Source organism: Lutibacter sp. A64 (assembly GCF_022429565.1).
GTDB lineage: Bacteria > Bacteroidota > Bacteroidia > Flavobacteriales > Flavobacteriaceae > Lutibacter.
Window position 1 is genome coordinate 1,080,537 of the sequence record NZ_CP092487.1, and the last position, 23,308, is coordinate 1,103,844.

A 23,308-nucleotide genomic window follows, 5' to 3' on the forward strand; every position below is an offset into this window, starting at 1 on the left:
TTACAACGCTAAAAAATTCTGTAATATTTGCGCTCCTGCTTTACTACTTTTTTCAGGGTGAAATTGTACTCCGTAAAAGTTTTTTTCTTGTAATGCCGAAGCATATTTAAATCCATAATTAGTAGTTGCAATTGCTTCATTATTCATTGGGACATAAAAACTATGTACCAAATACATATATTCTTTTTCTTTAATTCCTTTGAATAAATTGGATTTTAAATTTTCAATTTGATTCCAACCAATTTGTGGTACTTTCACAGAAGTATCAAATTTTAGCACATCGCAATTAAAAATATTTAATCCTTTCGTATCTCCCTCTTCACAATAAGCACACATCAGCTGCATTCCTAAACAGATACCTAAAACAGGTTTTTTTAACGTTGGAATTACTTTATCTAAACCTGTAGCTCGTAGCTTTTCCATAGCACTACTCGCCTCTCCAACTCCTGGAAAAATAACTTTATCTGCGTTTCTTATTTCTTCTTCATCATCTGTTAAAATCGCTTCAAAACCTAAACGTTTAATGGCGAATTTTATAGATTGAATATTTCCTGCTCCGTAATTTATGATTACTATTTTCATTTAATTTTAGTATTGGGAATTGAGTACAAAGTATTGAGAAAATCTAATATCTCATTTCTAACATCTCCATTCTATTTTAAAGCATCCCTTTTGTACTTGGTAAAATCATTTTTTCTGAATCTCTTTTTACTGCTACTTTTATTGCTTTTGCAAATGCTTTAAAGATCCCTTCAATTTTATGGTGTTCGTTATCTCCTTCTGCTTTTATATTTAAATTACAACGCGCTCCGTCAGTAAACGATTTAAATAAATGATAAAACATTTCTGTTGGCATTTTACCTATCATTTCACGTTTAAAATCGGCATCCCAAATCAGCCAATTTCTTCCACCAAAATCAATTGCTACTTGCGCTAAACAATCGTCCATTGGTAAACAAAAACCGTAACGTTCTATTCCTAATTTATTTCCTAAAGCTTTGGCAAAAACTTCACCCAACGCAATCATTGTATCTTCAATAGTATGGTGCTCATCAACTTCTAAATCTCCTTGAACTTGAATAGTTAAATCCATATTTCCGTGACGCGAAATTTGATCTAGCATATGGTCAAAAAAAGCTATTCCTGTTGAAATTTCACTTTTGCCCGTTCCATCTAAATTTAATTTGATGTAAATTTTAGTTTCGTTGGTATTTCTAGTCAATTCAGCAGTTCTATTTTCAAGTTTTAGAAACTCGTATATTTTTTGCCAATCGTTACTTTCTAAAGCAATAAAAGCATCTAACTCATTTCTTTTTACAGAAATTTCATCCGTTCCTAAATTAGTATTATCGTTGATGAAAATTCCTTTTGCTCCTAAGTTTTTAGCCAACTCTATATCTGTTAATCGGTCACCAATTACAAAAGAATTTTCTAAATCGTATTCTTCAGAAAAATACTTTGTTAACAAACCAGTTTTAGGTTTACGTGTTTCTGCATTTTCATGTGGAAAAGTTTTATCTATAAACACTTCTTCAAATACAATTCCTTCATTTTCAAAAGAATTCATTATAAAATTATGTACAGGCCAAAAAGTATTTTCTGGATATACTTCGGTACCTAAACCATCTTGATTGGTAATCATAGCCAATTCAAAATCTAATTCTTTTGCTATTTTACCTAAATAAGTGAAAACTTTCGGATAAAAAACCAATTTATCAAATGCATCTATTTGTTCATCAGCAGGTTCTTTAATCATAGTTCCATCACGGTCAATAAACAATACTTTTTTCTTCATTTTAAATCGCTTTTAATGCTTCAATTAATTTCTTATTTTCACTTTTTGTTCCAACTGTTAATCGCAAGGTATTTTCACACAAGGGTTGTGTTGTTCTATTTCTTATAACAATTCCTTTTTCAATTAGTTGATTGTATCTTTTTACAGCATTATCTACTTTAACAAGTACAAAATTGGCGTCTGTTGGATATATTTTTTTAATAAATGAAATTGAAGCTAATTTTTTTATCAATTTATTGCGTTGTTCTAAAATTTTCTCAATTTCGTGTTTCACTTTATTTTTATTCAACAATTTTTTTAAAGCTTTTTTCTGCGTTAATTCGTTAATATTATAAGGTGGTTTTATTTTATTTAGAATTGCAATAATTTCTGAAGAGGCATAACAAATACCCAATCTAATTCCTGCCATTCCATAGGCTTTTGATAAGGTTTGAGTTATAATTAAATTTGGAAATTCATTTAATCTTGAAAGCCAACTTTTTTCAGAAGAAAAATCGATATAAGCTTCATCAATAACTACCAATCCTTTAAAATTTAACAATAATTCTTCTACTGTTTTATTTGAAAATGAGTTTCCGGTTGGATTGTTAGGAGAACACAAAAACAATATTTTAGAAAATGTGTCTGTTACATTTAAAATTTGAGCTACAGCAGGTTCAAAATTTTTGGTTAATAAAACCTCTCTTTCTTCAATATTATTAATATTTGCCAATACTTTATACATTCCATATGTTGGTGGTAATGTAATAATATTGTCTTGCTTTGGCTCGCAAAATGCTCTATATATTAAATCTAAAACTTCATCACTTCCATTTCCTAATAAAATTTGATTTTCAGGAATTTCTCTTAAGTTAGATAAAGCTTGTTTTACAGAAATTTGCTGAGGATCTGGATACCTATTTACGCCATTATCAAACGGATTTTCGTTAGCATCTAAAAAAACCATCTCCGTAGTAAATTCTTTAAATTCATCTCTTGCAGATGAATATGGCTTTAAAGATTTTATATTTTCACGAACTAAGTTAGTTATGTTCATTTTTGTTTTTTTTATTTCGTCATTGCGAAGCAAATTTTTCATTTGCTGTGGCAATCTGTATATTTTTATCTTTTGTCATTCCTCTGAAAATAGGAATCCATACGTTGTGAAAATAGATTCCTACCTGCGCAGGAATGACAATACTACTCCTTACTCTAAACTTTTCAACCTTAAAGTTACAGCATTTTTATGCGCATCTAAACCTTCAGCTCCAGCAAGTGTTTCAATAGCTTTTCCAATATTTTTAATTCCTGTTTCAGAAATTTTTTGAAAAGAAATAGCTTTTAAAAACGAATCTAAATTTACCCCAGAATATGCTTTTGTATATCCATTAGTTGGTAAGGTATGATTTGTTCCTGAGGCATAATCTCCAGCACTTTCTGGCGTATAATTTCCTATAAAAACAGAACCTGCATTTTCAATTCCAGATACATAAAAATCGTTATCATTAGTGCATACAATAAAATGCTCTGGACCATATTCATTAATTAAATCTAATGCAATTTCTTTAGTTTCAACAAAAACTAACTTTGAATTTTCTATTGCTTTGGTTGCTATTTTTTTTCTTGGTAACTTTTCTATTTGAATTTCAATTTCTGAAGCAACTTTATTTAAAATTTGCATAGAAGTTGCCACCAAAATAACTTGACTATCGGTACCATGTTCAGCTTGACTTAACAAATCTGAAGCTACAAATGCTGGATTTGCTGTTTCATCTGCAACTACTAATAATTCACTTGGACCTGCTGGCATATCTATTGCAACCCCAAATTTTGTTGCTAATTGTTTTGCTACAGTAACAAATTGATTTCCTGGCCCAAATATTTTATAAACTTTAGGTATTGTTTCTGTACCAAAAGTTAAGCCTGCAATAGCTTGAATTCCTCCAACTTTTATAATTTTTGTTACACCACATTGTTGTGCTGCATAAATTATTGCTGGATTAATTTTTCCTTTTTTATTTGGAGGTGTAGCTAAAATAATTTCTCTACAACCAGCAATTTTAGCAGGAATTGCTAACATTAATACTGTTGAAAATAAAGGAGCTGTTCCTCCTGGAATATACAATCCAACTTTTTGAATTGGTCTTTTTTCTTGCCAACATTCAACTCCATTAGTTGTTTCAATTAAAACTTTTTCGGTTTTTTGAGCAGCATGAAATTTATAAATATTTTCCTTAGAAAGTTTAATAGCCTCTTTTAAATCATTAGAAACTAGACTTTCTGCTTCAACAACTTCTTCATCTGTAACAAAAAGATCATCTAAAATAACACCATCAAAAATAGAAGTATATCGCTTTACAGCATCATTTCCATTTTGTTTTACATCATCAAAAATAGTGTTAACAGTTTCCTCTACATCTTCTATAGTTTGCGTTGGTCTTTGTAAAATATTTAACCAATTTGATTTTGGAGGATTTATAATTGTATTCATTTTTTATCTCGTTTATAATTATGAGATTCCTACCTACGCAGGAATGACAGTTTTTTTGAAAGTTAAAAAGTTTATAGTTAAACAAAATAACTATTCAATATAAATTACAGTACCATTTTTTCAATAGGAACTACTAATAAACCTTCTGCTCCATTTGCTTTTAAAGCATCTACAACTTCCCAAAAAGAATTTTTTTCAACTACAGTGTGTATAGAACTCCATCCTTCTTCTGCTAATGGTAAAACCGTTGGACTACGCATTCCAGGTAATAATTTAATAATGCTTTCTACTTTGTCATTTGGAGCATTCATTAAAATATATTTAGATTTTCTTCCTTTTAAAGCTGCTTGAATTCTAAATTGTAATTTATCTAATATTTGTTTTTTTTCTGAAGAAATTGATGGTGAAACCGCTAAAACTGCTTCACTAGTTAACATTTTTTCAACTTCTTTTAAATTGTTTTTAAACAGTGTGCTTCCACTTGAAACAATATCACAAATTGCATCAGCTAAACCAATATTTGGAGCAATTTCTACAGAACCGTTAATTATATGAATGTTTGGTTTTATGTTAAACTTATTAAAATAATTACGTACGGTATTTGGGTAAGATGTTGCAATACGTTTTCCGTCCAAATCTTTAATACTTGTATAAGTTACATCTTTTGGAACGGCAATAGAAACTCTACATTTAGAGAACCCTAGACGCTCTGCTATACCAATATCTTCACCTTTCTCTATAAGTACATTTTCTCCAATAATAGCAATATCTACTACTCCATCTCTTAAATATTGAGGAATATCACCATTTCTAAGGTATAGAACTTCCATAGGGAAATTACTTGCAGAAGCTTTTAACTGGTCTTTTCCATTGTCTATAGAAATTCCACAGTCTTTTAATAATTTTAGGGAGTCTTCGTTTAACCTTCCTGATTTTTGAATTGCGATTTTAATTTTATTCATTTTTGTTTTTCTTGTGTTTGATAAATTAAAATGAGCTCAATAAAAAACCCGCTTGAATTCATCAAACGGGTTTAAATATATCTATAATTTACTCAATACATCTTCAGCTCGCTTGATTGCAAGTATGTAAATGATGATGATGAAATTGAGTTGTTGTCATTTTTTTAATTTCGATAAGCAAATATATAAATAACTTTATAAAATTATTATGGATTTGTATAAAATTTACAAAAATTTAATATTTGTTAAATTACTTACATTATATTAAAGTTCAAAATTATGTCCCTTAGCTATATAATCCTCAAATTTTTCTTTATTAAATTTATATAAAAATGCTCCTTTTTTAGAACCTGATCTGTCTTTTTCTTCTGTTTTAGTTAAAATATTGAATGATAGAATTTTTTTTCTAAAATTACGATCATCTAATTTTTTTTGATAAATGCATTCGTATAAAATTTGTAACTGAGGAATTGTAAATTTTTCAGGAAGTAATTCAAAAACAATAGGCTCAAAACGCGCTTTTTTTCTTATTTTTAAAGTTGCGTCTTCAACCATTTCTTTATGATCTATTATTAATTCTGGAACTTCATCAATATTAAACCAGCGAGCATCAAATTTTTCAACACTATCTATATCAAAATCATTAATTCTAATTAAGCTGTAATGGGCTACAGAAATAACTCGTTCACCAGGATCCCTATCTACTTTACTATAGGTTTGTAATTCTTCTAAAAAAATATTATCGAGTCCCGTTAAATCAAAAACTATCTCTTTAGCAGCATCACTTAAACTTAAATCTTCATTAACAAATGCACCAATTAAAGACCAAGCACCTTTTAATGGTTCTACTTTTCTTTTAAACAAAAGCAGCTTAAGTTGTTCAGAATCAAAACCAAAAATTACACAATCTACTGCTATTAGTATTTTTTTTTGGTGTTTATAGGCATTTTTATTATTAAGTAATTGCATCTTTTATTTTAAAACAATTTTTATTTATTAACCAAAGATAATAAATGTATTAAATACATTTAGTAATATTTAAAATTATAAATTATTTTTAATGTAAAAATGATTTTAATTTCTCTTAAAACTTATGTTCTTAAACCATTATAATTGTCGATAAAATTTAAATATTTTGTTATTTTTTTTGATTTATTGTATTAAAATTTAGCAATTAATAAAAAAATATCTATTTATTAATAATTACTATTTTAAATAACAGAACTATTATATTAAATAATATTACCTTTATTTTTAAAAATTAATTGAAACTATTAACCATAATAAAATTTCAACCTTATATATTGAGAGAAATTTATTATTTTTACGATAAATAAGCCCCATTAATGAGAAGAAAAATAATTTTATTCCTAATAATTGCAACAATCTCAATTTGCAAAATTAATGCACAATATCAAGTTAGATTTAGCAATAATTACCCACCTTATAATTATTTAAATGAAAATAATGAACTTGTAGGCTTTAATGTTGAAATATTAAATGCAATAAAAGAATTATATAAATCTGACATTCAAGTAGATGGTGATGAATGGGGTGTAATTATTAATGCACTTAAAACCAATAAAATTGATGCCATTGGAGGTTTTCATTTTCCTGGTGGACCCGACCCAGATTATATTTATACTAGAGCTGCAATAAATACCTCACATTGTTTTTTATACAATAAAAATTTTCATAATAAATTTTCTCTTGAGTTTTTAAGAACCTCAAAAGAACCTCTGGTTGCTATGTGGAAGCATGATGTATTAATACATTATATACAATCCATAAATCCTGCCACAAAGTTTTTATTTGTTAAAAGTTATGAAGATCTAATAAAAGCAACGGACAGAGAAGATGTTACTTGTGTTTTTGGACAACGAACTAGTGCAATGTATTATGCAAAAAAACTTAATAGAACAAATGTTAGAGCTTTAGAACATAGAATTCTTGAACGCTCTATGGGGTTTAGAGTTTCAAAAGAAACTCCTGAATTGGCTAAAATTTTAAACAATGGATTAGAAGTTATTTTAGCCAATGGAAAATACCAAGAAATATATGATACTTGGATTGCCGAATACAATAAAAATAATGACGATTGGCACAATTATTTAAAATATTTATTAATCGCAAGTGGAATTATATTTCTATTGTTCCTAATATTACTAATTATAAATTGGATATTACAAACTAAAATTAAAAACAAAACCAAAGATCTTACAGAACAATTAGCTTTGAACTCTAAAATTATGGTTGAGCTTAAAAATGAAAAAGATAAAGCTGAAGAAAGCGATAAAATGAAATCGGCTTTTTTAGCAAATATGAGTCACGAAATAAGAACACCTATGAACGGTATTCTAGGTTTTACAAGTCTTTTAAAAACAGTTGATTATTCTTCTGAAAAACAAGCACAATTTATTGATATTATTCAAAAAAGTGGTCAAAGAATGTTAGAAACTATCAATAATATTATTGAAGTTTCTAAACTTGAATCTGGACTAGAAAAACCAATAATTAAAGAAGTAGATATTGAAAAAAACATAAAAGAACTCTGTGACTTTTTTACTCCAGAAGCAGCAACAAAAGGAATAAACTTATTTTTTAATCAAAAAAACTCAACTATAACAACACCTTTTTTTACCGATGAATATAAACTAAATTCAATACTTACAAATCTAATTAAAAACGCTTTAAAATTTACACATAAAGGATCTATAGAAGTAACTTATAAACTAAGCAATACTACTGCAGAATTTTGGATTAAAGATACAGGAATTGGTATTCCACTAGAAAAACAGCATTTTATTTTTAATGAATTTGTTCAAGCAGATTACTCACATTCTAGTGGTTATGAAGGTTCTGGCTTAGGCTTATCAATTTCTAAAGGTTATGTACATTTATTAAACGGAGAAATTAAATTAACTTCTGCACCAAATGAAGGAACTACGTTTTATGTGAGTATACCAAATACTACTACAACTACAAAAACAACTAAACTAAAAAAAACTGTTATAAAAAAAACAACTTCTGAATTACAAAATTACAAAGTGTTAATTGCAGAAGACGATGAAACATCGTTCTTTTATATAACTAGTGTTTTAGAAAATTTAACAAAACAAATAATACGTGCTAAAAATGGTGCCGAGGCAGTTGAGCTAGTTAAAAATAATAATGATATAGATGTTGTTTTAATGGATATTAAAATGCCTGTTTTAAATGGTTTTGAAGCCACTAAACAAATTAGAAAATTTAATAGTACTATATACATAGTTGCGCAAACTGCTTATATACAAGAAAGCTTTAAACTACAAGCCCAAGAAGCTGGTTGCAATAGTTATATTTCTAAACCTATAGATAAACAACAATTAATTAAGTTATTAACTAAAATTAAGGAATAATAATTAGTTAGTCTTGTAACTCAAAATTATCTTTCAATAACTTATAAATACTTTTTTAAATATATAAGCAATAAAAAAAAATAAAATTTATTCATATTTTTTTTGTCTCATAAATCATTAATCGTAATATTGCAATTAACTAATAAAAGAAAATTATGGGTTTAGCAAAATCAGAAATGTTTACCGATTTACAAAATGAAATTGCATTGTTTGCAAAGGTATTCGGACATCCGGCTAGAGTGGCAATTTTACAACAACTTTTTAAAATAGACGCTTGTTATTGTGGTGATTTGGTAAATGAAATTGGCCTGGCACAACCAACAATTTCTCAGCATTTAAAAGAATTAAAAAATTTAGGTTTAATAAAAGGAAATGTTGAAGGCACAAGCGTTTGTTACTGTATAAATACTGAAAATTGGACAAAAATGAAAGAAACTATGTTACAATTTTTAAATCAAGATATCTCTAAAAACGAAGGTTGCTGCTAAAAATTTCTTCCTAATAAAATTAATAATCTCACATAATTTTAATATGAAACTATCAGAAATAAAAACACATTTAAATAAACTAGAAACTATTTCTTTTAAATTACCAAATGGTGAATTAGTACCTAATCATTTTCATGTAACAGAAGTTGGTAAAATAACTAAACACTTTATAGATTGTGGTGGAACAGTTAGAAATGAAGAAGTTGTAAACTTTCAACTTTGGAACGCAAACGACTACGACCATAGGTTGCATCCAGAAAAATTATTAAATATTATAGAACTTTCAGAAAAAGTTTTAGGCATAGAAAATTTAGAAATTGAAGTGGAATATCAAGCAAGTACTATTGGTAAATTTGGACTTGATTTTGACGGTACAAATTTCTTATTAACAAATAAACAAACAGATTGTTTAGCTAAAGATAAATGCGGAATCCCAGTTGAAAAACAACAAATAAAATTAGCAGATTTTGGTAATAACTCTTGTTGTACACCTGGAAGTAATTGTTGCTAAAAATTTAAAATAAATAAAATACCAATACAAGTTATGCTATTTTCAAAAATAGAACATTTAATTAAAAATTTAAATCCTGAAACAATTTCAGAAGAACGGAAAACAGTTTTACAACCGTTAGCAGATTTTATTCAAACTAAGGTTTCAAATAACCAAGAAATTAGAATAAACTTTATTTGCACACATAACTCTAGAAGAAGTCATTTATCACAAGTTTGGGCTCAAACAATGGCAAATTACTTCAAAATTAAAAATGTATTTTGTTATTCTGGAGGTACAGAAAGCACTGCACTTTTTCCAATGGTTGCAGAAACATTACAAAATTCAGGTTTTGAAGTTAAAACACTTTCTGAAGGAAATAATCCAATTTACAGTATTAAATATGCTGAAAATCAACATCCAATTATCGGGTTTTCAAAAAAATTTGATGATGATTTTAATCCGAAAGCAAAATTTGCAGCAATTTTAACCTGCGATTCTGCTAATGAAGCTTGTCCGTTTGTACCTGGAGCAGAAAAACGTACTCCAATAACTTTTGAAGATCCAAAAGCATTTGATAATACACCAAAACAAGCAGAAAAATACAACGAAAGAAGTATACAAATTGCAACTGAATTATTTTATATTTTTTCACAAATAAACTCATAAAAAATGGCAACAAAAAAATTAAGTTTTCTAGATAGAAACCTAACTCTTTGGATATTTGTAGCAATGGCAATTGGTGTAGGTCTCGGATATTTTATTCCAACATTTCCAAATATTATAAATTCATTTAACAGCGGAACAACAAATATTCCAATAGCAATTGGTTTAATATTAATGATGTATCCACCTTTGGCAAAAGTAAATTATGCCTTATTACCAAAAGTTTTTAAAAACACAAAAATACTTTCTATTTCTCTTGTTCTTAATTGGATAGTAGGTCCTGTTTTAATGTTTATTTTGGCTATTACGTTTTTAAAAGACTATCCAGAATATATGGTAGGACTAATTTTAATTGGTTTGGCACGCTGTATTGCAATGGTTTTAGTTTGGAACGATCTTGCAGATGGAAGTAGTGAATATGGTGCTGGTTTAGTAGCATTAAATAGTATTTTTCAAGTTTTTGCATACAGTTTTTATGCGTGGATTTTTATAACTGTGCTTCCACCCTATTTTGGTTTTGAAGGAGCAATTGTAGATATTTCAATTGCAACAATTGCCGAAAGCGTAGCTATTTACTTAGGTATTCCATTCTTTTTAGGAATTTTAAGTCGACAAATTTTAGTTAAACTTAAAGGTGAAGAATGGTACACTAAAAAGTTTATTCCAACAATTTCACCACTAACATTAATTGCACTGTTATTTACAATTATAGTTATGTTTTCTTTAAAAGGAGAATTAATTGTAGAAATTCCAATGGACGTACTAATTATTGCTGTGCCGTTACTTATTTATTTTTCATTAATGTTTATTATTGGTTTTTTCGTAACAAAAGCTATGGGTGCAACATATGATAAAACTGCAGCAGTAGCATTTACAGCTGCTGGAAATAATTTTGAATTAGCCATTGCAGTTGCAATTGCAGTATTTGGATTAAATTCTGGACAAGCTTTTACTGGTGTAATAGGACCTTTGGTTGAAGTACCAGCATTAATTTTATTAGTAAGAGTTTCATTTTGGTTAAAAAAGAAATATTACGATTCACCTAAAACAGCCACAAAATGAGAATAGCGTTCTTTTCAGATATACATGCTAATTTACCTGCAATTGAAGCTTTTTTTAAAGATGTTGAGTCTAAAAACATAGATATAATCTATTGTTTAGGAGATTTGGTTGGCTATAATGTTTGGCCTAATGAAGTTGTAAATGAAATTAGAAAGAGAGGGATTCAAACCATTATGGGAAATCATGATGAAGCTCTATTAAATCCTATTGTAAAACATACAAAACCAACAAATAAAGAGTTAACTCGTTTATTAATAAATGATGAAAATAGAGATTATTTAATAAACCTACCTAGACATTTAACGCTCTCTTTTGTTACAAATAATGAGCCTTTTAAATTGTTAATGACACACGGAAGTATGAAAGCTATTAATGATTATATGGTGGTTGATTATCCAGAGCAAGAAGTGCTAGATATGTTACATGAACAACAGGCAGATATGCTTTTATGTGGACATACGCATAAGCCTTTTCATAGAATACTTAAAGATGGTGAGGTTTATAAACATGTTGTAAATATTGGTTCAATTGGTAAACCTAAAGATGGTGACACCAGAATTTGCTATGCCATAGTAGAACTTAACCAATCAACAACAACTGCTAAACCCGAAACTATCCAAGTTTCTTTTAAAAGAGCTGAATACAATATTGAAAAAGCAGCAAAAGCGATTGAAGATAGTTCGTTTAATAATGCATTTGCAAAAGCACTAAGAATTGCAAAATAATACAAAATGAGACCTTAAAAAGTCTCATTTTTTTGATTTTATGACTTTCATCATTAATAATTTTAAAATCTATCGTATATTTGCGATAAGAAATATGAAGCGAAGTTTAGAACATATAATTTATAAAGAAGATACCGAAGCACTAGCAAAGTTTGCTAAAGCTTTAGGGCATCCTACTCGTATTGCAATTTTAAAACAATTAGAAGAACAATCTTGTTGTTTTACTGGAGATTTAGTTGAAATTCTTCCTTTAGCACAGTCTACAATTTCGCAACATTTAAAAGAATTAAAAAATGCTGGTTTAATTCAAGGAGAATTAAAACCACCAAAAATAAAATACTGTATCAATCAAAAAAATTGGAAAATTGCTAAAGCTTTATTTCATAATTTTTTTGATTGATATTTTTTTAACAACTATATCGTTTATTGTCGATATACAAATATAAATCTATTATGACAAAAATAATTAAAGTACTAGGAACAGGCTGTCCAAAATGTAAAACTATGACAGGGGTTGTAAATGAAGTAGTTTCAGAAAACAATATTAATGCAACTATTGAAAAAGTTGAAGATATTGTAGAAATTATGAAGTTTAATATAATGATAACACCTGCATTGGTAATTGATAATAAAGTTACAATAAAAGGTAGAGTACCTTCAAAATCAGAAGTTTTGGAACTTTTAAGCTAATAAAAAATACTTATGAATTATGCTATTAAAGCTTATTCTGTTTCAAATCAAGATGCTAAAATTATAATTAAAGAAGCAACAATAAATTTTGGTACAACGGTTAAAACAGCTGAAAAATTACCAAACGCTGCAGAACTATTTTTAAGTTCATTTGCAGCTTGTATGCTTAAAAATGTAGAGCGTTTTTCTACTATTTTAAAATTTAACTATACAAAAGCAACAGTTAGCGTAACAGCTACTCGTCTTGAAAAACCACCAAGAATAGATAATCTAAATTACAATTTGACAATATACAGTAACGACAAAAAAATGAATACACAATTACTGAAAAAAAATATCGAAAAATTTGGTACTATTTACAATACCATACAACAATCTTGTACTATTACTGGAACAATTAAAACTATAGAAAATGTTTGATTGGTTACAAAGTTTTGCAGATTGGCTTATATTCTCCATTTTTAAAATTGGAGCGGAATCTCATTTAGGAAAAGCGCTTAATTTCTTTGTGTACGATACACTTAAAATTTTAATTTTATTATTCTTTATTGTTTTTATAATGGGAATAGTAAATGCATATTTCCCTATAGAACGCTTAAAAGATTATCTAAATAAAAAGAAACTTTACGGTTTAGAATACTTTTTTTCTTCAATTTTTGGAGCAATAACTCCTTTTTGTTCTTGCTCTTCAGTACCTCTTTTTATTGGTTTTGTACAAGGTGGAATCCCTTTAGGTGTAACATTTTCTTTCTTGATTACTTCGCCTTTAGTAAATGAAGTTGCAATAGCAATGTTTTTAGGTATGTTTGGAGTTAAAGCTACTTTAATCTATGCAATTTCGGGTATTTTATTAGGTACCATTGGAGGTTGGATACTCGGTAAATTTAACTTAGAACCTTTACTTTCAGATTGGGTAAAACAGATTCTTAAACTTAAAATGCAACAAGCAACGTTTGAAGAAGAAAAATTAACGTTCTACCAACGATTACCCGAAATTACACAAAGCGCTTGGGACATTGTAAAAGGTGTATTGCTTTACGTAATTATAGGTATTGCTATTGGTGCAGCCATGCACGGCTATGTTCCAGAAAACTTTTTTAGTGAATACTTAGGTGGTGGTGAATGGTGGACTGTTCCACTTGCAGTAATTGTTGCTGTACCAATGTATGCAAATGCAGCAGGAATTGTTCCTGTAATTCAAGTTTTTGTAGCCAAAGGAGTACCTCTTGGTACTGCCATAGCTTTTATGATGGCAACTGTTGGCTTATCAATACCTGAAGCTACACTCCTTAAAAAAGTAATGTCTTTAAAATTAATCGCCATCTTTTTTGGTGTAGTTACCGTAGCAATTATTATTTCAGGATTTCTATTTAATGCAATATTATAAACCATAAAAATTAATAAAAATGAGTAAAACAATTAAATTTCTAACAATTTTAACAATCGGTTTAATATTTACAGCTTGTAATGGCCAAAACAAAAGTAAAGACCAATCTGTAGATCAATCTATTTCAAAAATAGAAGTTATAGACTTCCATTCTACGCATAGATGTATGACGTGTAATGCTATTGAAGCAAATACAAAATATACCTTAGATACATATTTTTCAAACGAATTAAAAGGAAATAAAATCACTTTTCAATCTATTAATGTAGATGAAAAAGCAAATGAGGTAATTGCTGAAAAATTTGAAGCTGCTGGAACATCATTATTCTTAAACGTAATAAAAGACGGAAAAGAAACTCAAATAAATTTAACAGATTTTGCTTTTATGAATGGAACTAATAAAGAAGGTTTTTCTGAGAAATTAAAAGCTAAAATTGACACCGAATTAAAAACACTTTAAATGGAATTTTTACAATCTCTTTTAGAGAACTACAATATTCCAATTCTATCAGCCTTAATACTCGGACTAATGACCGCCATTAGTCCGTGTCCTTTAGCTACTAATATTACTGCAACTGCTTTTATATCTAAAAATATATCGAGCAAACAAAAAGTCTTTTTAAGTGGTATTCTATACTCCTTTGGAAGAAGTTTTAGCTATACTGCAATTGGATTAATATTATATTTTGGAGCTAGTCAATTTCATATTGCACGTTTTTTTAATCAGAACGGTGAAAAATATTTAGGTCCATTATTAATTATAATTGGGTTGATAATGCTAAACATTATCAAACTTAATTTTTTGGGGAAATCTAATTTTCAAGAAAAATTAACCGAGAAATTTAAGGACAAAGGTTTACTAGGTTCTTTTTTAATTGGAGTTATTTTTGCGCTAGCATTTTGCCCGTATAGTGGTGCTTTATTTTTTGGTATGTTAATTCCTATGACAATTGGTTCAGTAGACGGTCTTTATTTACCAATAGTTTTTGCATTTGGAACAGGTTTACCAGTAATTCTTTTCACCTATTTATTAGCATTTACAGCTGGAAAAGTAGGTGTATTCTATAATAGAATTACTAAAATAGAAAAAGTAATGCGTATAGTTGCAGGTGTAGTATTTATAATTACTGGGCTATATTATCTAGCTATTTTTGCTGGTTTATTGTAGAAATTAAATCTAAAAAATATATAGTTTGAACAATTTAGACTATTGCTCGATAAAAAATCGAGAACTGATTTTAAATAAGTTCTCGATTTTTAATTTAAAATTATGAGTAATTAGATTATCATTTATTCACTTGTCATTATAAATAAAGGATTCATTTCAAAACTATTATATGTTGGACAAAGTCTATCTGTATTATAGAATTTTTCAATATTAACAAGTTTAGATTTACCTGTAACAACATCAATAGGGACATTGTCATAACGTCCATTTTTCAATACTACCAATCTACCATGTACTCCTTTTAAAATTAAATCTAAAGCAAGGTTTCCATAAGCCATAGGTACTATAGAATCAATAGCATCAGGATCTCCACCTCTAACTAAGTATCCTAATCTTTGATTGATTACATTTACTCTTTTTCCTTTGTTGTATTTTGGAGATAGTTCTTTCAAACGTTGCGATACTAATTCTCCAATACCACCAAGTTTAGCATGTCCAAATTGATCTTTTTCGCCATCTTTAAAAACCATTTCACCACCTTCAAACATAGCTCCTTCAGAAACTAATACTACAGAATATTTACTCGGATTTTCATTTCTATCTTCCAACAAACGTTCTGTAAGTTTATTTATATTAAATTTATATTCTGGAATTACACAGCGGTTTGCAGCACCAGCCATTGTAGGTAACATAGCGGTAAAACCTGCATACCTTCCAAAAACTTCTAATACTAAAAATCGTTCGTGAGAACCAGCTGAAGTTCTAAGCGTATTGGTCATATTTATTGTTCTTGTTACACAAGTACTAAAACCAATACAATAATCTGTTCCAGGCACATCATTATCCATTGTTTTTGGGATTGCAACAACTTTCACTCCTTCTTTATACAACCGAACTGCATAACTTAGTGTATCGTCACCTCCTATTGGTATTAAATAATCTACACCTAAATAATTTAAATTTTCTAAAACAACTTTAGTTAAATCGTTATATTCTTCTTTATAAGAATCTTGTAAATGTTTTGGAACATTTGCTTTTGGTAAATGACTTGGGCGAGTTCTTGAACTATGCAAAAATGTACCTCCAGTTCTACCTGCTCTATTTACAATAACTTGTGTTAGTTCTACAAAATTATTACTGTTATCGGCTTTTTTATCTTGTATAAGTTCTACAATACCTGCCCAGCCTCTTCTTAAGCCAATAACTCTATAACCTTCTCGTATTGCTCTAATTGTAATTGCTCTAATTGCAGGATTTAAACCTGGAACATCTCCTCCACCTGTTAATATTGCAATTGTACCTTTAATTGTTTTTGCCATAATATTTAAAAATTTAAGTGAACATTATTATCTTAATAAATTAATTTGCAATTGATAAATATTTTACAAATACTAAAAAACACACCATCAAAAGTATTATTCGTAAAAAAACCCTCTCAAATTTACATTTTTATTCAAAAATATCATACTAAATTATCCTAAATTTTATTCAAAAAAACATCTAATTTATTTGTATTTTTTTTCTCTTAAAAAATGTTCAATATTTCTAAAAATCATTAGTAATATTATATTTTTTTATTACTTTAGCTAAAAACATAAGCAAAATAAGCTTACAAATTTAGCGTAATGAATTTCTTATCACAAAACATTAAACATCTTAGAACTTTAAAAGGCTTAACGCAAGAACAATTTGCTGTAACTTTAAATGTTTCACGCTCTAGAATTAGTTCATATGAAGAAAATAGAGCCATCCCTCCTATTGATTTTTTAATGGAACTATCAGATTATTTTGATATTTCCATAGATCTATTAGCTAAAAATGATTTAACAAAAGCAACAGACCTAAATTTTCTTAAAATTGGTAATAAAAGAGTGTTATTTCCTATTATAGTTGATACTAAAAACGAAGATTTAATAGAAGTTATACCCGTAGAAGCATCTGCAGGTTACTTAAGAGGCTATTCGGATCCTGAATATATTGAACATTTAAATAAAATAAAACTACCATTTTTGCCCACCGGAAAACACAGAGCTTTTCCAATTAAAGGAGACTCTATGCTTCCTGTAAAAAGTGGCTCTTATATTGTTGCTCGGTTTATTGAAGATATTAGAGAATTAAAAAATGGTAAAACATACATTGTAATTACTTTAAACGATGGTATTGTATATAAACGTGTTTTTGATAAAATTGAAGAACACAATATGCTTTTATTAGCTTCAGACAATAAAAAGTACGACCCTTATTATGTACACGTAGATGAAGTTTTAGAACTTTGGGAATTTACTTGTAGCATAAATACACAAGAATATGACGAACAAGAATTAAAAATTAGCAGTATTGCAAATATGTTAACACAATTAGGAGTGGAATTAAAAGAACTGAAAAAAACTATAAATTAATGTATGCAATTGTTGATATAGAAACTACTGGACATAGTTCTAAAATTACAGAAATTTCTATTTTTATATTCGATGGTAAAAAAATTATTGATGAATACAGTACCCTTGTAAATCCAGAATGTATAATACCTCCATTTATTACTAATTTAACAGGAATTAGCAATGCAATGGTAGGCGGTGCTCCAAAATTTTATGAAATCGCAAAAAAAATTCAAAAAATTACTGAAGATTGCATTTTTGTAGCACATAATGTTAATTTTGACTACAATATTATTAATCAAGAATTTAAAGACCTTGGTTTTGAATTTAAGCGAAAAAAACTATGTACCGTACGCTTATCTCGTAAATTAATTCCAGGATTAAAATCGTATAGTTTAGGGGCACTTTGTAGTTCTCAAAATATTGTTATTAAAGACAGACACAGAGCTAAAGGAGATGCTGAAGCAACTACAATATTGTTTGAAAAACTTTTAAAATTAGACAGTTCATTAATTACAATAAATTCATTTTTAAACCCTAAATCTAGACAAGCTACTCTGCCACCATTATTACCAAAAGAAATTATTGATAACCTATCAGAAAAAACAGGTGTATATTATTTTAAAAATTCTAATAATGAAATAATTTATATAGGTAAAGCAAACAACATAAAACAACGCGTTATCAGTCATTTTTACGATAAAGCAAAAAAAGAAGTTACAATGTGTTTAGAAATAGCTAATATTACTTTTGAAGAAACCGGAAGTGAATTAGTTGCCTTATTATTAGAATCTTCTGAAATAAAAAAACACTTTCCAAAATTTAACAGAGCACAACGTAGAACCCAAGAAGTTATTGGTTTATTTAGTTATGAAGATAGAAACGGAGTGTTACATTTAGCGTACAACAGATTAAAATTAGTTTCTAATCCGTTATTAAAATTTTACAATCTAACAGAATGTCGCACATTTTTAGAAAAATTATGCGAAACTTTCGGATTATGTCCTAAATATTGCCATTTACAAACCAATGTAACAACCTGCTTTCATTATCAAATAAAAAAATGTAAAGGTATTTGTAAAGATGAAGAAACTGCAAAAAATTACAATAAAAGAGTTTTAAAAGCCATAGAATCTATTAAATATAAATCGGAAAATTTTGTTATAAAAGAAACTGGAAGAACAAAAAAAGAAACTGCATACATCCTTGTTTTAAATGGAATCTATAAAGGTTTTGGATATGCAAATTCAAATGTAGATCCTAAAAATGTAGACGATTATAATAGCATTATTACAAGTCGAAAAGATACGAATGATGTAAAACAAATTTTAAACAATTATCTTAAAAACAATACAGATACTATTTACACTCTAAAAAAAGAACAATTAGTTGAAAACACATTCGATTTATTTGCAAGTTAAAATCTTATAAAAAAAGTCATTTTTAAATTACGAACTACTGTAAATTTAACAAACTGTTAAATAATGTTATTTTGAAGAAATATATTTTAATAACTAAAAGCATTTTCTATTTTTGGCCTTCATAAAAAATATTGAATGGAAACACAGACATTACGATCACTTTCAGAAAAATATGGAAACCCATTATATGTTTACGATTCTGAAAAAATTATTTCTCAGTACAACCGCATGACCAATGCTTTTTCAGCTGTACCAAAATTAAAAATCAATTATGCTGTTAAAGCTAATTCAAATATTAATATTTTAAAGATTTTAAACACTTTAAAATCTGGTGTAGATTGTGTTTCAATTCAGGAAGTAAAACTTGCTTTAGAAGCTGGATTTAATGCAAAAGACATATTTTTTACCCCTAGCGGTATTTCATTTGAAGAAATGGAAACTGCTACAAATTTGGGGATACAAATTACATTAGATAGTTTATCTGTTTTAGAAAAATTTGGTGCTAAATATCCAAATATTCCTGTTTGTTTAAGAATTAACCCTCATGTTATGGCTGGTGGAAATCATAAAATTTCAGTGGGCCATATAGATTCTAAATTTGGTATTTCAATTTATCAAATTGATGGAATTAAAGATATTGTTAATAAAACAGGTTTAAAAATTAATGGTATTCATATGCATACAGGTTCAGATATTTATAATATTGATGCCTTTTTAACTGCAACAGAAATACTATTAAATACAGTAAAAGAATTTGATACTATTGAATTTGTTGACTTTGGAAGTGGATTTAAAGTACCATATAAAGAAGGTGACAATGAAACTAATATTGAAGAAATGGGTGCTACTTTAAGCAACCGCTTTAATGAATTTTGTAAAGAATACGGTAGAGAATTAACCATGATTTTTGAACCTGGTAAATTTTTAGTGAGTTCTGCAGGAAATTTTTTAGTAAAAGTAAATGTAGTAAAACCAACTCCTAACATTGTGTTTATTGGTGTAAATAGTGGTTTAAATCACTTATTGCGACCTATGATGTATGATGCTTACCACCATATAACAAACATTTCTAATCCAAGTGGTGAAGAAAAAATTTATGATGTAGTTGGTTATATTTGCGAAAACGACACTTTTGGCTCTAACAGAAGCATTAGTGAAGTTTCAGAAAACGATATTTTATGCATTCATAATGCTGGAGCATATTGTTTTTCTATGGCTTCTAATTACAATTCTCGCTATAGACCTGCAGAAGTTTTAGTACATAACGGAAAAGATTACCTTATAAGAAAAGAAGAAAATTTTGAAGATTTATTACACAATCAAATTATTTTAGATATCTAAAAACACAAAACTCCGAACATATGTTTGGAGTTTTTATTTTTAGAATAAATTCTAATAACTTAAAGCTGCTATTATTTTAATGAACACATTTAAGAATTCATAAAAAACAACAACAATTTAAGCTAAGAATTTAGATTAACTTGCAATAAAATAAAATTTTATTAAATTTCATGTAAAAGTATTGTGGTATTAAAAATAAAAGTTAATTTTACACTATGCAAACAGCAACTTCATATAAGTTAAAACAAAACGCAACTCAAATGCGCAGCTTAAATATTGCTACAACTACTACAACAACCCTTTAGGGGTTATATTCTATTATACTATCCGTACACATTGGTTTTCATTTTTTGAAAACAAAAACATAATTCAAAAAAAAATATAATTATAAAATATTAATATGAAAGTATTAAAATTTGGAGGCTCATCAGTAGCTTCTTCAGAAAGCATAAAAAAAGTAATTAACATAGTTAAAGAAAGTTCAAATAACAATAAAACTGCTGTAGTTGTATCTGCACTTGGTGGTGTAACAGATTTATTATTAGAAGCAGGAAATTTAGCTTGTAATGGTAATAACAGCTATCTTGACACTTTTAAAACTATTGAAGAAAAACATTTACAAGTTGTTAGAGAATTAATACCAATAAACAATCAGAGTGGTGTTTTAGGTCAGATAAAAAAGATGTTAAACCTATTAGAAAACACTTTAGAGGGTGTATTTTTAATTAATGAATTATCTAATAAAACATCTGATAAAATTGTAAGTTTTGGAGAACTTTTTTCTTCTTTCATTATTGCAAATGCACTACAAAACAACAATTTAGATGCTGTATTAAAAAACTCGCAAGAATTAATTATTACTAATGAAAACTTTTCTAATGCAAGCGTAAAATTTGATAAAACAAATGCTAATATTGAAGCCTTTTTTAAACAAAATACAAACAAAGTAGTAGTATTTCCAGGTTTTGTAGCTAAAACAGAAAACGGAGAAGTTTCTACATTAGGACGTGGTGGTTCAGACTATACAGCAGCAATAATTGCTGCTGCAACTAATGCTTCTGTGTTAGAAATTTGGACAGATGTTAGCGGAATGTACACTGCAAATCCTAAATTTGTTCGTGAGGCATTTCCAATACCAAACATTTCATACCGAGAAGCTATGGAATTATCACATTTTGGAGCAAAGGTATTGTACCCGCCTACAATTCAACCGATACTTAAAAAAGAAATTCCTATCTGCATAAAAAATACTTTTGAACCAAGTGCAGCAGGAACTTTAATCACAAAAACAGCATTAAACAGTAATCCTATTAAAGGAATTAGTCATATAGAAAATATGGCATTAATAACATTAGAAGGTAGTGGAATGGTTGGTATTCCTGGTATTTCTAAACGTTTATTTGGAGCTTTATCTTTAGAAAAAATTAATGTTTCATTAATAACACAAGCATCATCAGAACATTCAATTTGTTTTGCAATAAGCAATAATGATGCTTCAAAAGCTAAAAACGTTATTAACCAAGAGTTTAGTTACGAAATTGAACAGGCAAAAATTGATCCTGTAATTATTGAAGAAAATAATGCAATTATTGCTTTGGTTGGTGATAATATGAAAAGCCATCAAGGTATTAGCGGTAAAATGTTTAGTACTTTAGGTAGAAATAATGTAAATATTAGAGCTATTGCTCAAGGTGCTTCTGAAAAAAATATTTCAGCAGTAATTTTACATAAAGACATAAAAAAAGCACTTAACACTTTACATTCAGAATTTTTTGAAAATCAAACAAGACAATTAAACTTATTTGTTGTAGGTGTTGGAAATGTTGGTGGTAAATTATTAGAGCAAATTAAACAACAACAAGCATACTTATTAAAGAATTTGAGATTGCAAGTACGTGTAATTGCATTAACAAATTCTAAAAAAATGTTTTTTAATGAAGATGGTGTAGATTTAGAAAATTGGAAAACTGCTTTAGGTAATGGTGAAACTTTAGATATGGATTTATTTCATCAAAAAATAGTTGATTTAAACTATAGAAATAGCATTTTTGTAGACAATACTGCTAACGAAAATATCTCTAAATTATATGCAAGTTATTTAAAGGAAAGTGTAGCCGTAGTAACTTGTAATAAAATTGCTTGTTCATCTAACTACACTAACTACTTAAATTTAAAACAATTATCTAGAACATACAACGCTCCTTTCTTATTTGAAACAAATGTTGGTGCTGGTTTACCTATAATTGATACACTTAAAAATTTAATTGCTTCTGGTGATAAAGTTAATAAAATACAAGCAGTACTTTCTGGAAGTTTAAACTTTGTATTTAATAATTTTAATGAAGAAAATTCGTTTTATAATGTTGTAGAACAAGCCGGAGCTCAAGGATATACAGAACCAGATCCTCGTATAGATTTAAGTGGAGTTGATGTAATGCGTAAAATTTTAATTTTAGCGCGTGAAAGTGGTACACAATTAGAGTTAAGTGATATTGAAAATGATTCGTTTTTACCTGAATCTTCTTTGGCCGCTATCACAGTTCCAGAATTTTTAGAAACTTTAAAAGCAGAAGCTACACATTTTAACAAAATCTATAACAAAGCCGCTAAAAATAACTGTAGACTTAAATTTGTTGCAGAATTCGATAACGGAAAAGCCAAAGTTGGTTTACAAGAAATACCTTCAGGTCATCCTTTTTATAATTTAGATGGAAGTGATAATATTGTATTATTTTTTACTGAAAGATATCCTGTACAACCACTAATTATTAAAGGTGCTGGTGCTGGTGCAGATGTTACAGCTTCTGGTTTATTTGCTGATATTATTAAAATTGGTAACAATTAATTTCAAATTAAGAATGTACTAT

The 23,308-nt window shown here is 28.1% G+C and carries 23 protein-coding genes; 16 read left to right on the forward strand and 7 right to left on the reverse strand.

Annotation, left to right across the window (positions count from 1 at the left end; translation table 11 throughout):
- From hisH to MKD41_RS04440, 6 genes are all read right to left on the reverse strand, one after another.
- Positions 1-582 (reverse strand): imidazole glycerol phosphate synthase subunit HisH, encoded by a 582-nt coding sequence (gene hisH, locus MKD41_RS04415; protein WP_240244229.1) that lies wholly within the window; start codon positions 580-582, stop codon positions 1-3.
- Positions 583-658: 76 nt separating this feature from the next.
- On the reverse strand, positions 659-1,795 hold the full coding sequence (gene hisB / locus MKD41_RS04420) for a bifunctional histidinol-phosphatase/imidazoleglycerol-phosphate dehydratase HisB (RefSeq protein ID WP_240244230.1): 1,137 nt from the start codon (positions 1,793-1,795) through the stop codon (positions 659-661).
- 1 nt (position 1,796) lies between these two features.
- Complete coding sequence (hisC, locus tag MKD41_RS04425) at positions 1,797-2,831, reverse strand: histidinol-phosphate transaminase (RefSeq protein WP_240244231.1); 1,035 nt, start codon at positions 2,829-2,831, stop codon at positions 1,797-1,799.
- A 150-nt stretch (positions 2,832-2,981) separates the two neighbouring features.
- Positions 2,982-4,265: a histidinol dehydrogenase gene (gene hisD, locus MKD41_RS04430; RefSeq protein WP_240244232.1), complete on the reverse strand. Its 1,284-nt coding sequence runs from the start codon at positions 4,263-4,265 to the stop codon at positions 2,982-2,984.
- Between the two features lie 104 nt (positions 4,266-4,369).
- Positions 4,370-5,227 (reverse strand): ATP phosphoribosyltransferase, encoded by an 858-nt coding sequence (gene hisG, locus MKD41_RS04435; RefSeq protein ID WP_240244233.1) that lies wholly within the window; start codon positions 5,225-5,227, stop codon positions 4,370-4,372.
- 264 nt (positions 5,228-5,491) lie between these two features.
- Positions 5,492-6,196, reverse strand: a complete 705-nt coding sequence (locus MKD41_RS04440) for an NUDIX hydrolase (protein ID WP_240244234.1) — start codon at positions 6,194-6,196, stop codon at positions 5,492-5,494.
- A gap of 377 nt (positions 6,197-6,573) precedes the next feature.
- Between MKD41_RS04440 and MKD41_RS04445 the strand changes: the two genes are divergently transcribed.
- The 12 genes from MKD41_RS04445 to MKD41_RS04500 all read left to right on the forward strand — a co-directional run bounded on the left by MKD41_RS04445 (position 6,574) and on the right by MKD41_RS04500 (position 15,301).
- Positions 6,574-8,625: a response regulator gene (locus MKD41_RS04445; RefSeq protein WP_240244235.1), complete on the forward strand. Its 2,052-nt coding sequence runs from the start codon at positions 6,574-6,576 to the stop codon at positions 8,623-8,625.
- Between the two features lie 155 nt (positions 8,626-8,780).
- On the forward strand, positions 8,781-9,113 hold the full coding sequence (locus MKD41_RS04450) for an ArsR/SmtB family transcription factor (protein WP_240244236.1): 333 nt from the start codon (positions 8,781-8,783) through the stop codon (positions 9,111-9,113).
- Between the two features lie 43 nt (positions 9,114-9,156).
- The gene (locus tag MKD41_RS04455; RefSeq protein ID WP_240244237.1) at positions 9,157-9,624 is read left to right on the forward strand and encodes a DUF6428 family protein; all 468 of its coding nucleotides are present in this window, start codon (positions 9,157-9,159) and stop codon (positions 9,622-9,624) included.
- A gap of 33 nt (positions 9,625-9,657) precedes the next feature.
- On the forward strand, positions 9,658-10,272 hold the full coding sequence (locus MKD41_RS04460) for an arsenate-mycothiol transferase ArsC (protein WP_240244238.1): 615 nt from the start codon (positions 9,658-9,660) through the stop codon (positions 10,270-10,272).
- Between the two features lie 3 nt (positions 10,273-10,275).
- Positions 10,276-11,331, forward strand: coding sequence for an ACR3 family arsenite efflux transporter (gene arsB, locus MKD41_RS04465; protein ID WP_240244239.1), 1,056 nt, complete (start codon positions 10,276-10,278; stop codon positions 11,329-11,331).
- A complete protein-coding gene (locus MKD41_RS04470) occupies positions 11,328-12,056 on the forward strand; it encodes a metallophosphoesterase family protein (RefSeq protein ID WP_240244240.1) in 729 nt (242 codons plus the stop codon). The genes arsB and MKD41_RS04470 overlap by 4 nt, the downstream gene beginning before the upstream one ends.
- A gap of 94 nt (positions 12,057-12,150) precedes the next feature.
- Entirely contained in the window at positions 12,151-12,456 is a 306-nt protein-coding gene (locus tag MKD41_RS04475; RefSeq protein WP_240244241.1) for an ArsR/SmtB family transcription factor, read from the forward strand.
- Between the two features lie 53 nt (positions 12,457-12,509).
- The gene (locus tag MKD41_RS04480; protein ID WP_240244242.1) at positions 12,510-12,746 is read left to right on the forward strand and encodes a thioredoxin family protein; all 237 of its coding nucleotides are present in this window, start codon (positions 12,510-12,512) and stop codon (positions 12,744-12,746) included.
- Positions 12,747-12,758: 12 nt separating this feature from the next.
- Positions 12,759-13,166, forward strand: a complete 408-nt coding sequence (locus tag MKD41_RS04485) for an OsmC family protein (RefSeq protein ID WP_240244243.1) — start codon at positions 12,759-12,761, stop codon at positions 13,164-13,166.
- A complete protein-coding gene (locus MKD41_RS04490) occupies positions 13,159-14,133 on the forward strand; it encodes a permease (protein ID WP_240244244.1) in 975 nt (324 codons plus the stop codon). Before MKD41_RS04485 ends, MKD41_RS04490 begins: the two co-directional genes overlap by 8 nt.
- A gap of 19 nt (positions 14,134-14,152) precedes the next feature.
- The gene (locus MKD41_RS04495) at positions 14,153-14,593 is read left to right on the forward strand and encodes a nitrophenyl compound nitroreductase subunit ArsF family protein (RefSeq protein WP_240244245.1); all 441 of its coding nucleotides are present in this window, start codon (positions 14,153-14,155) and stop codon (positions 14,591-14,593) included.
- The gene (locus tag MKD41_RS04500; protein ID WP_240244246.1) at positions 14,594-15,301 is read left to right on the forward strand and encodes an aromatic aminobenezylarsenical efflux permease ArsG family transporter; all 708 of its coding nucleotides are present in this window, start codon (positions 14,594-14,596) and stop codon (positions 15,299-15,301) included.
- Between the two features lie 122 nt (positions 15,302-15,423).
- On the opposite strand, the gene MKD41_RS04505 is transcribed toward MKD41_RS04500, so the two are convergent.
- Positions 15,424-16,620, reverse strand: coding sequence for a 6-phosphofructokinase (locus MKD41_RS04505; protein ID WP_240244247.1), 1,197 nt, complete (start codon positions 16,618-16,620; stop codon positions 15,424-15,426).
- A gap of 306 nt (positions 16,621-16,926) precedes the next feature.
- Between MKD41_RS04505 and MKD41_RS04510 the strand changes: the two genes are divergently transcribed.
- The 4 genes from MKD41_RS04510 (at position 16,927) to thrA (ending at position 23,286) form a co-directional block, all read left to right on the forward strand.
- Positions 16,927-17,700, forward strand: coding sequence for an XRE family transcriptional regulator (locus MKD41_RS04510; RefSeq protein ID WP_240244248.1), 774 nt, complete (start codon positions 16,927-16,929; stop codon positions 17,698-17,700).
- Complete coding sequence (locus tag MKD41_RS04515) at positions 17,700-19,100, forward strand: exonuclease domain-containing protein (protein ID WP_240244249.1); 1,401 nt, start codon at positions 17,700-17,702, stop codon at positions 19,098-19,100. Before MKD41_RS04510 ends, MKD41_RS04515 begins: the two co-directional genes overlap by 1 nt.
- A 135-nt stretch (positions 19,101-19,235) precedes the next feature.
- Complete coding sequence (lysA, locus tag MKD41_RS04520; protein WP_240244250.1) at positions 19,236-20,441, forward strand: diaminopimelate decarboxylase; 1,206 nt, start codon at positions 19,236-19,238, stop codon at positions 20,439-20,441.
- Positions 20,442-20,841: 400 nt separating this feature from the next.
- A complete protein-coding gene (gene thrA / locus MKD41_RS04525) occupies positions 20,842-23,286 on the forward strand; it encodes a bifunctional aspartate kinase/homoserine dehydrogenase I (protein ID WP_240244251.1) in 2,445 nt (814 codons plus the stop codon).
- Positions 23,287-23,308 lie beyond the last annotated feature (22 nt).

Coding starts and splice junctions, on each gene's coding strand:
- hisH (WP_240244229.1), bottom strand. CDS start 582: ATGAAAATAGTAATCATAAATTACGGAGCAGGAAATATTCAATCTATA.
- hisB (WP_240244230.1), bottom strand. CDS start 1,795: ATGAAGAAAAAAGTATTGTTTATTGACCGTGATGGAACTATGATTAAA.
- hisC (WP_240244231.1), bottom strand. CDS start 2,831: ATGAACATAACTAACTTAGTTCGTGAAAATATAAAATCTTTAAAGCCA.
- hisD (WP_240244232.1), bottom strand. CDS start 4,265: ATGAATACAATTATAAATCCTCCAAAATCAAATTGGTTAAATATTTTA.
- hisG (WP_240244233.1), bottom strand. CDS start 5,227: ATGAATAAAATTAAAATCGCAATTCAAAAATCAGGAAGGTTAAACGAA.
- MKD41_RS04440 (WP_240244234.1), bottom strand. CDS start 6,196: ATGCAATTACTTAATAATAAAAATGCCTATAAACACCAAAAAAAAATA.
- MKD41_RS04445 (WP_240244235.1), top strand. CDS start 6,574: ATGAGAAGAAAAATAATTTTATTCCTAATAATTGCAACAATCTCAATT.
- MKD41_RS04450 (WP_240244236.1), top strand. CDS start 8,781: ATGGGTTTAGCAAAATCAGAAATGTTTACCGATTTACAAAATGAAATT.
- MKD41_RS04455 (WP_240244237.1), top strand. CDS start 9,157: ATGAAACTATCAGAAATAAAAACACATTTAAATAAACTAGAAACTATT.
- MKD41_RS04460 (WP_240244238.1), top strand. CDS start 9,658: ATGCTATTTTCAAAAATAGAACATTTAATTAAAAATTTAAATCCTGAA.
- arsB (WP_240244239.1), top strand. CDS start 10,276: ATGGCAACAAAAAAATTAAGTTTTCTAGATAGAAACCTAACTCTTTGG.
- MKD41_RS04470 (WP_240244240.1), top strand. CDS start 11,328: ATGAGAATAGCGTTCTTTTCAGATATACATGCTAATTTACCTGCAATT.
- MKD41_RS04475 (WP_240244241.1), top strand. CDS start 12,151: ATGAAGCGAAGTTTAGAACATATAATTTATAAAGAAGATACCGAAGCA.
- MKD41_RS04480 (WP_240244242.1), top strand. CDS start 12,510: ATGACAAAAATAATTAAAGTACTAGGAACAGGCTGTCCAAAATGTAAA.
- MKD41_RS04485 (WP_240244243.1), top strand. CDS start 12,759: ATGAATTATGCTATTAAAGCTTATTCTGTTTCAAATCAAGATGCTAAA.
- MKD41_RS04490 (WP_240244244.1), top strand. CDS start 13,159: ATGTTTGATTGGTTACAAAGTTTTGCAGATTGGCTTATATTCTCCATT.
- MKD41_RS04495 (WP_240244245.1), top strand. CDS start 14,153: ATGAGTAAAACAATTAAATTTCTAACAATTTTAACAATCGGTTTAATA.
- MKD41_RS04500 (WP_240244246.1), top strand. CDS start 14,594: ATGGAATTTTTACAATCTCTTTTAGAGAACTACAATATTCCAATTCTA.
- MKD41_RS04505 (WP_240244247.1), bottom strand. CDS start 16,620: ATGGCAAAAACAATTAAAGGTACAATTGCAATATTAACAGGTGGAGGA.
- MKD41_RS04510 (WP_240244248.1), top strand. CDS start 16,927: ATGAATTTCTTATCACAAAACATTAAACATCTTAGAACTTTAAAAGGC.
- MKD41_RS04515 (WP_240244249.1), top strand. CDS start 17,700: ATGTATGCAATTGTTGATATAGAAACTACTGGACATAGTTCTAAAATT.
- lysA (WP_240244250.1), top strand. CDS start 19,236: ATGGAAACACAGACATTACGATCACTTTCAGAAAAATATGGAAACCCA.
- thrA (WP_240244251.1), top strand. CDS start 20,842: ATGAAAGTATTAAAATTTGGAGGCTCATCAGTAGCTTCTTCAGAAAGC.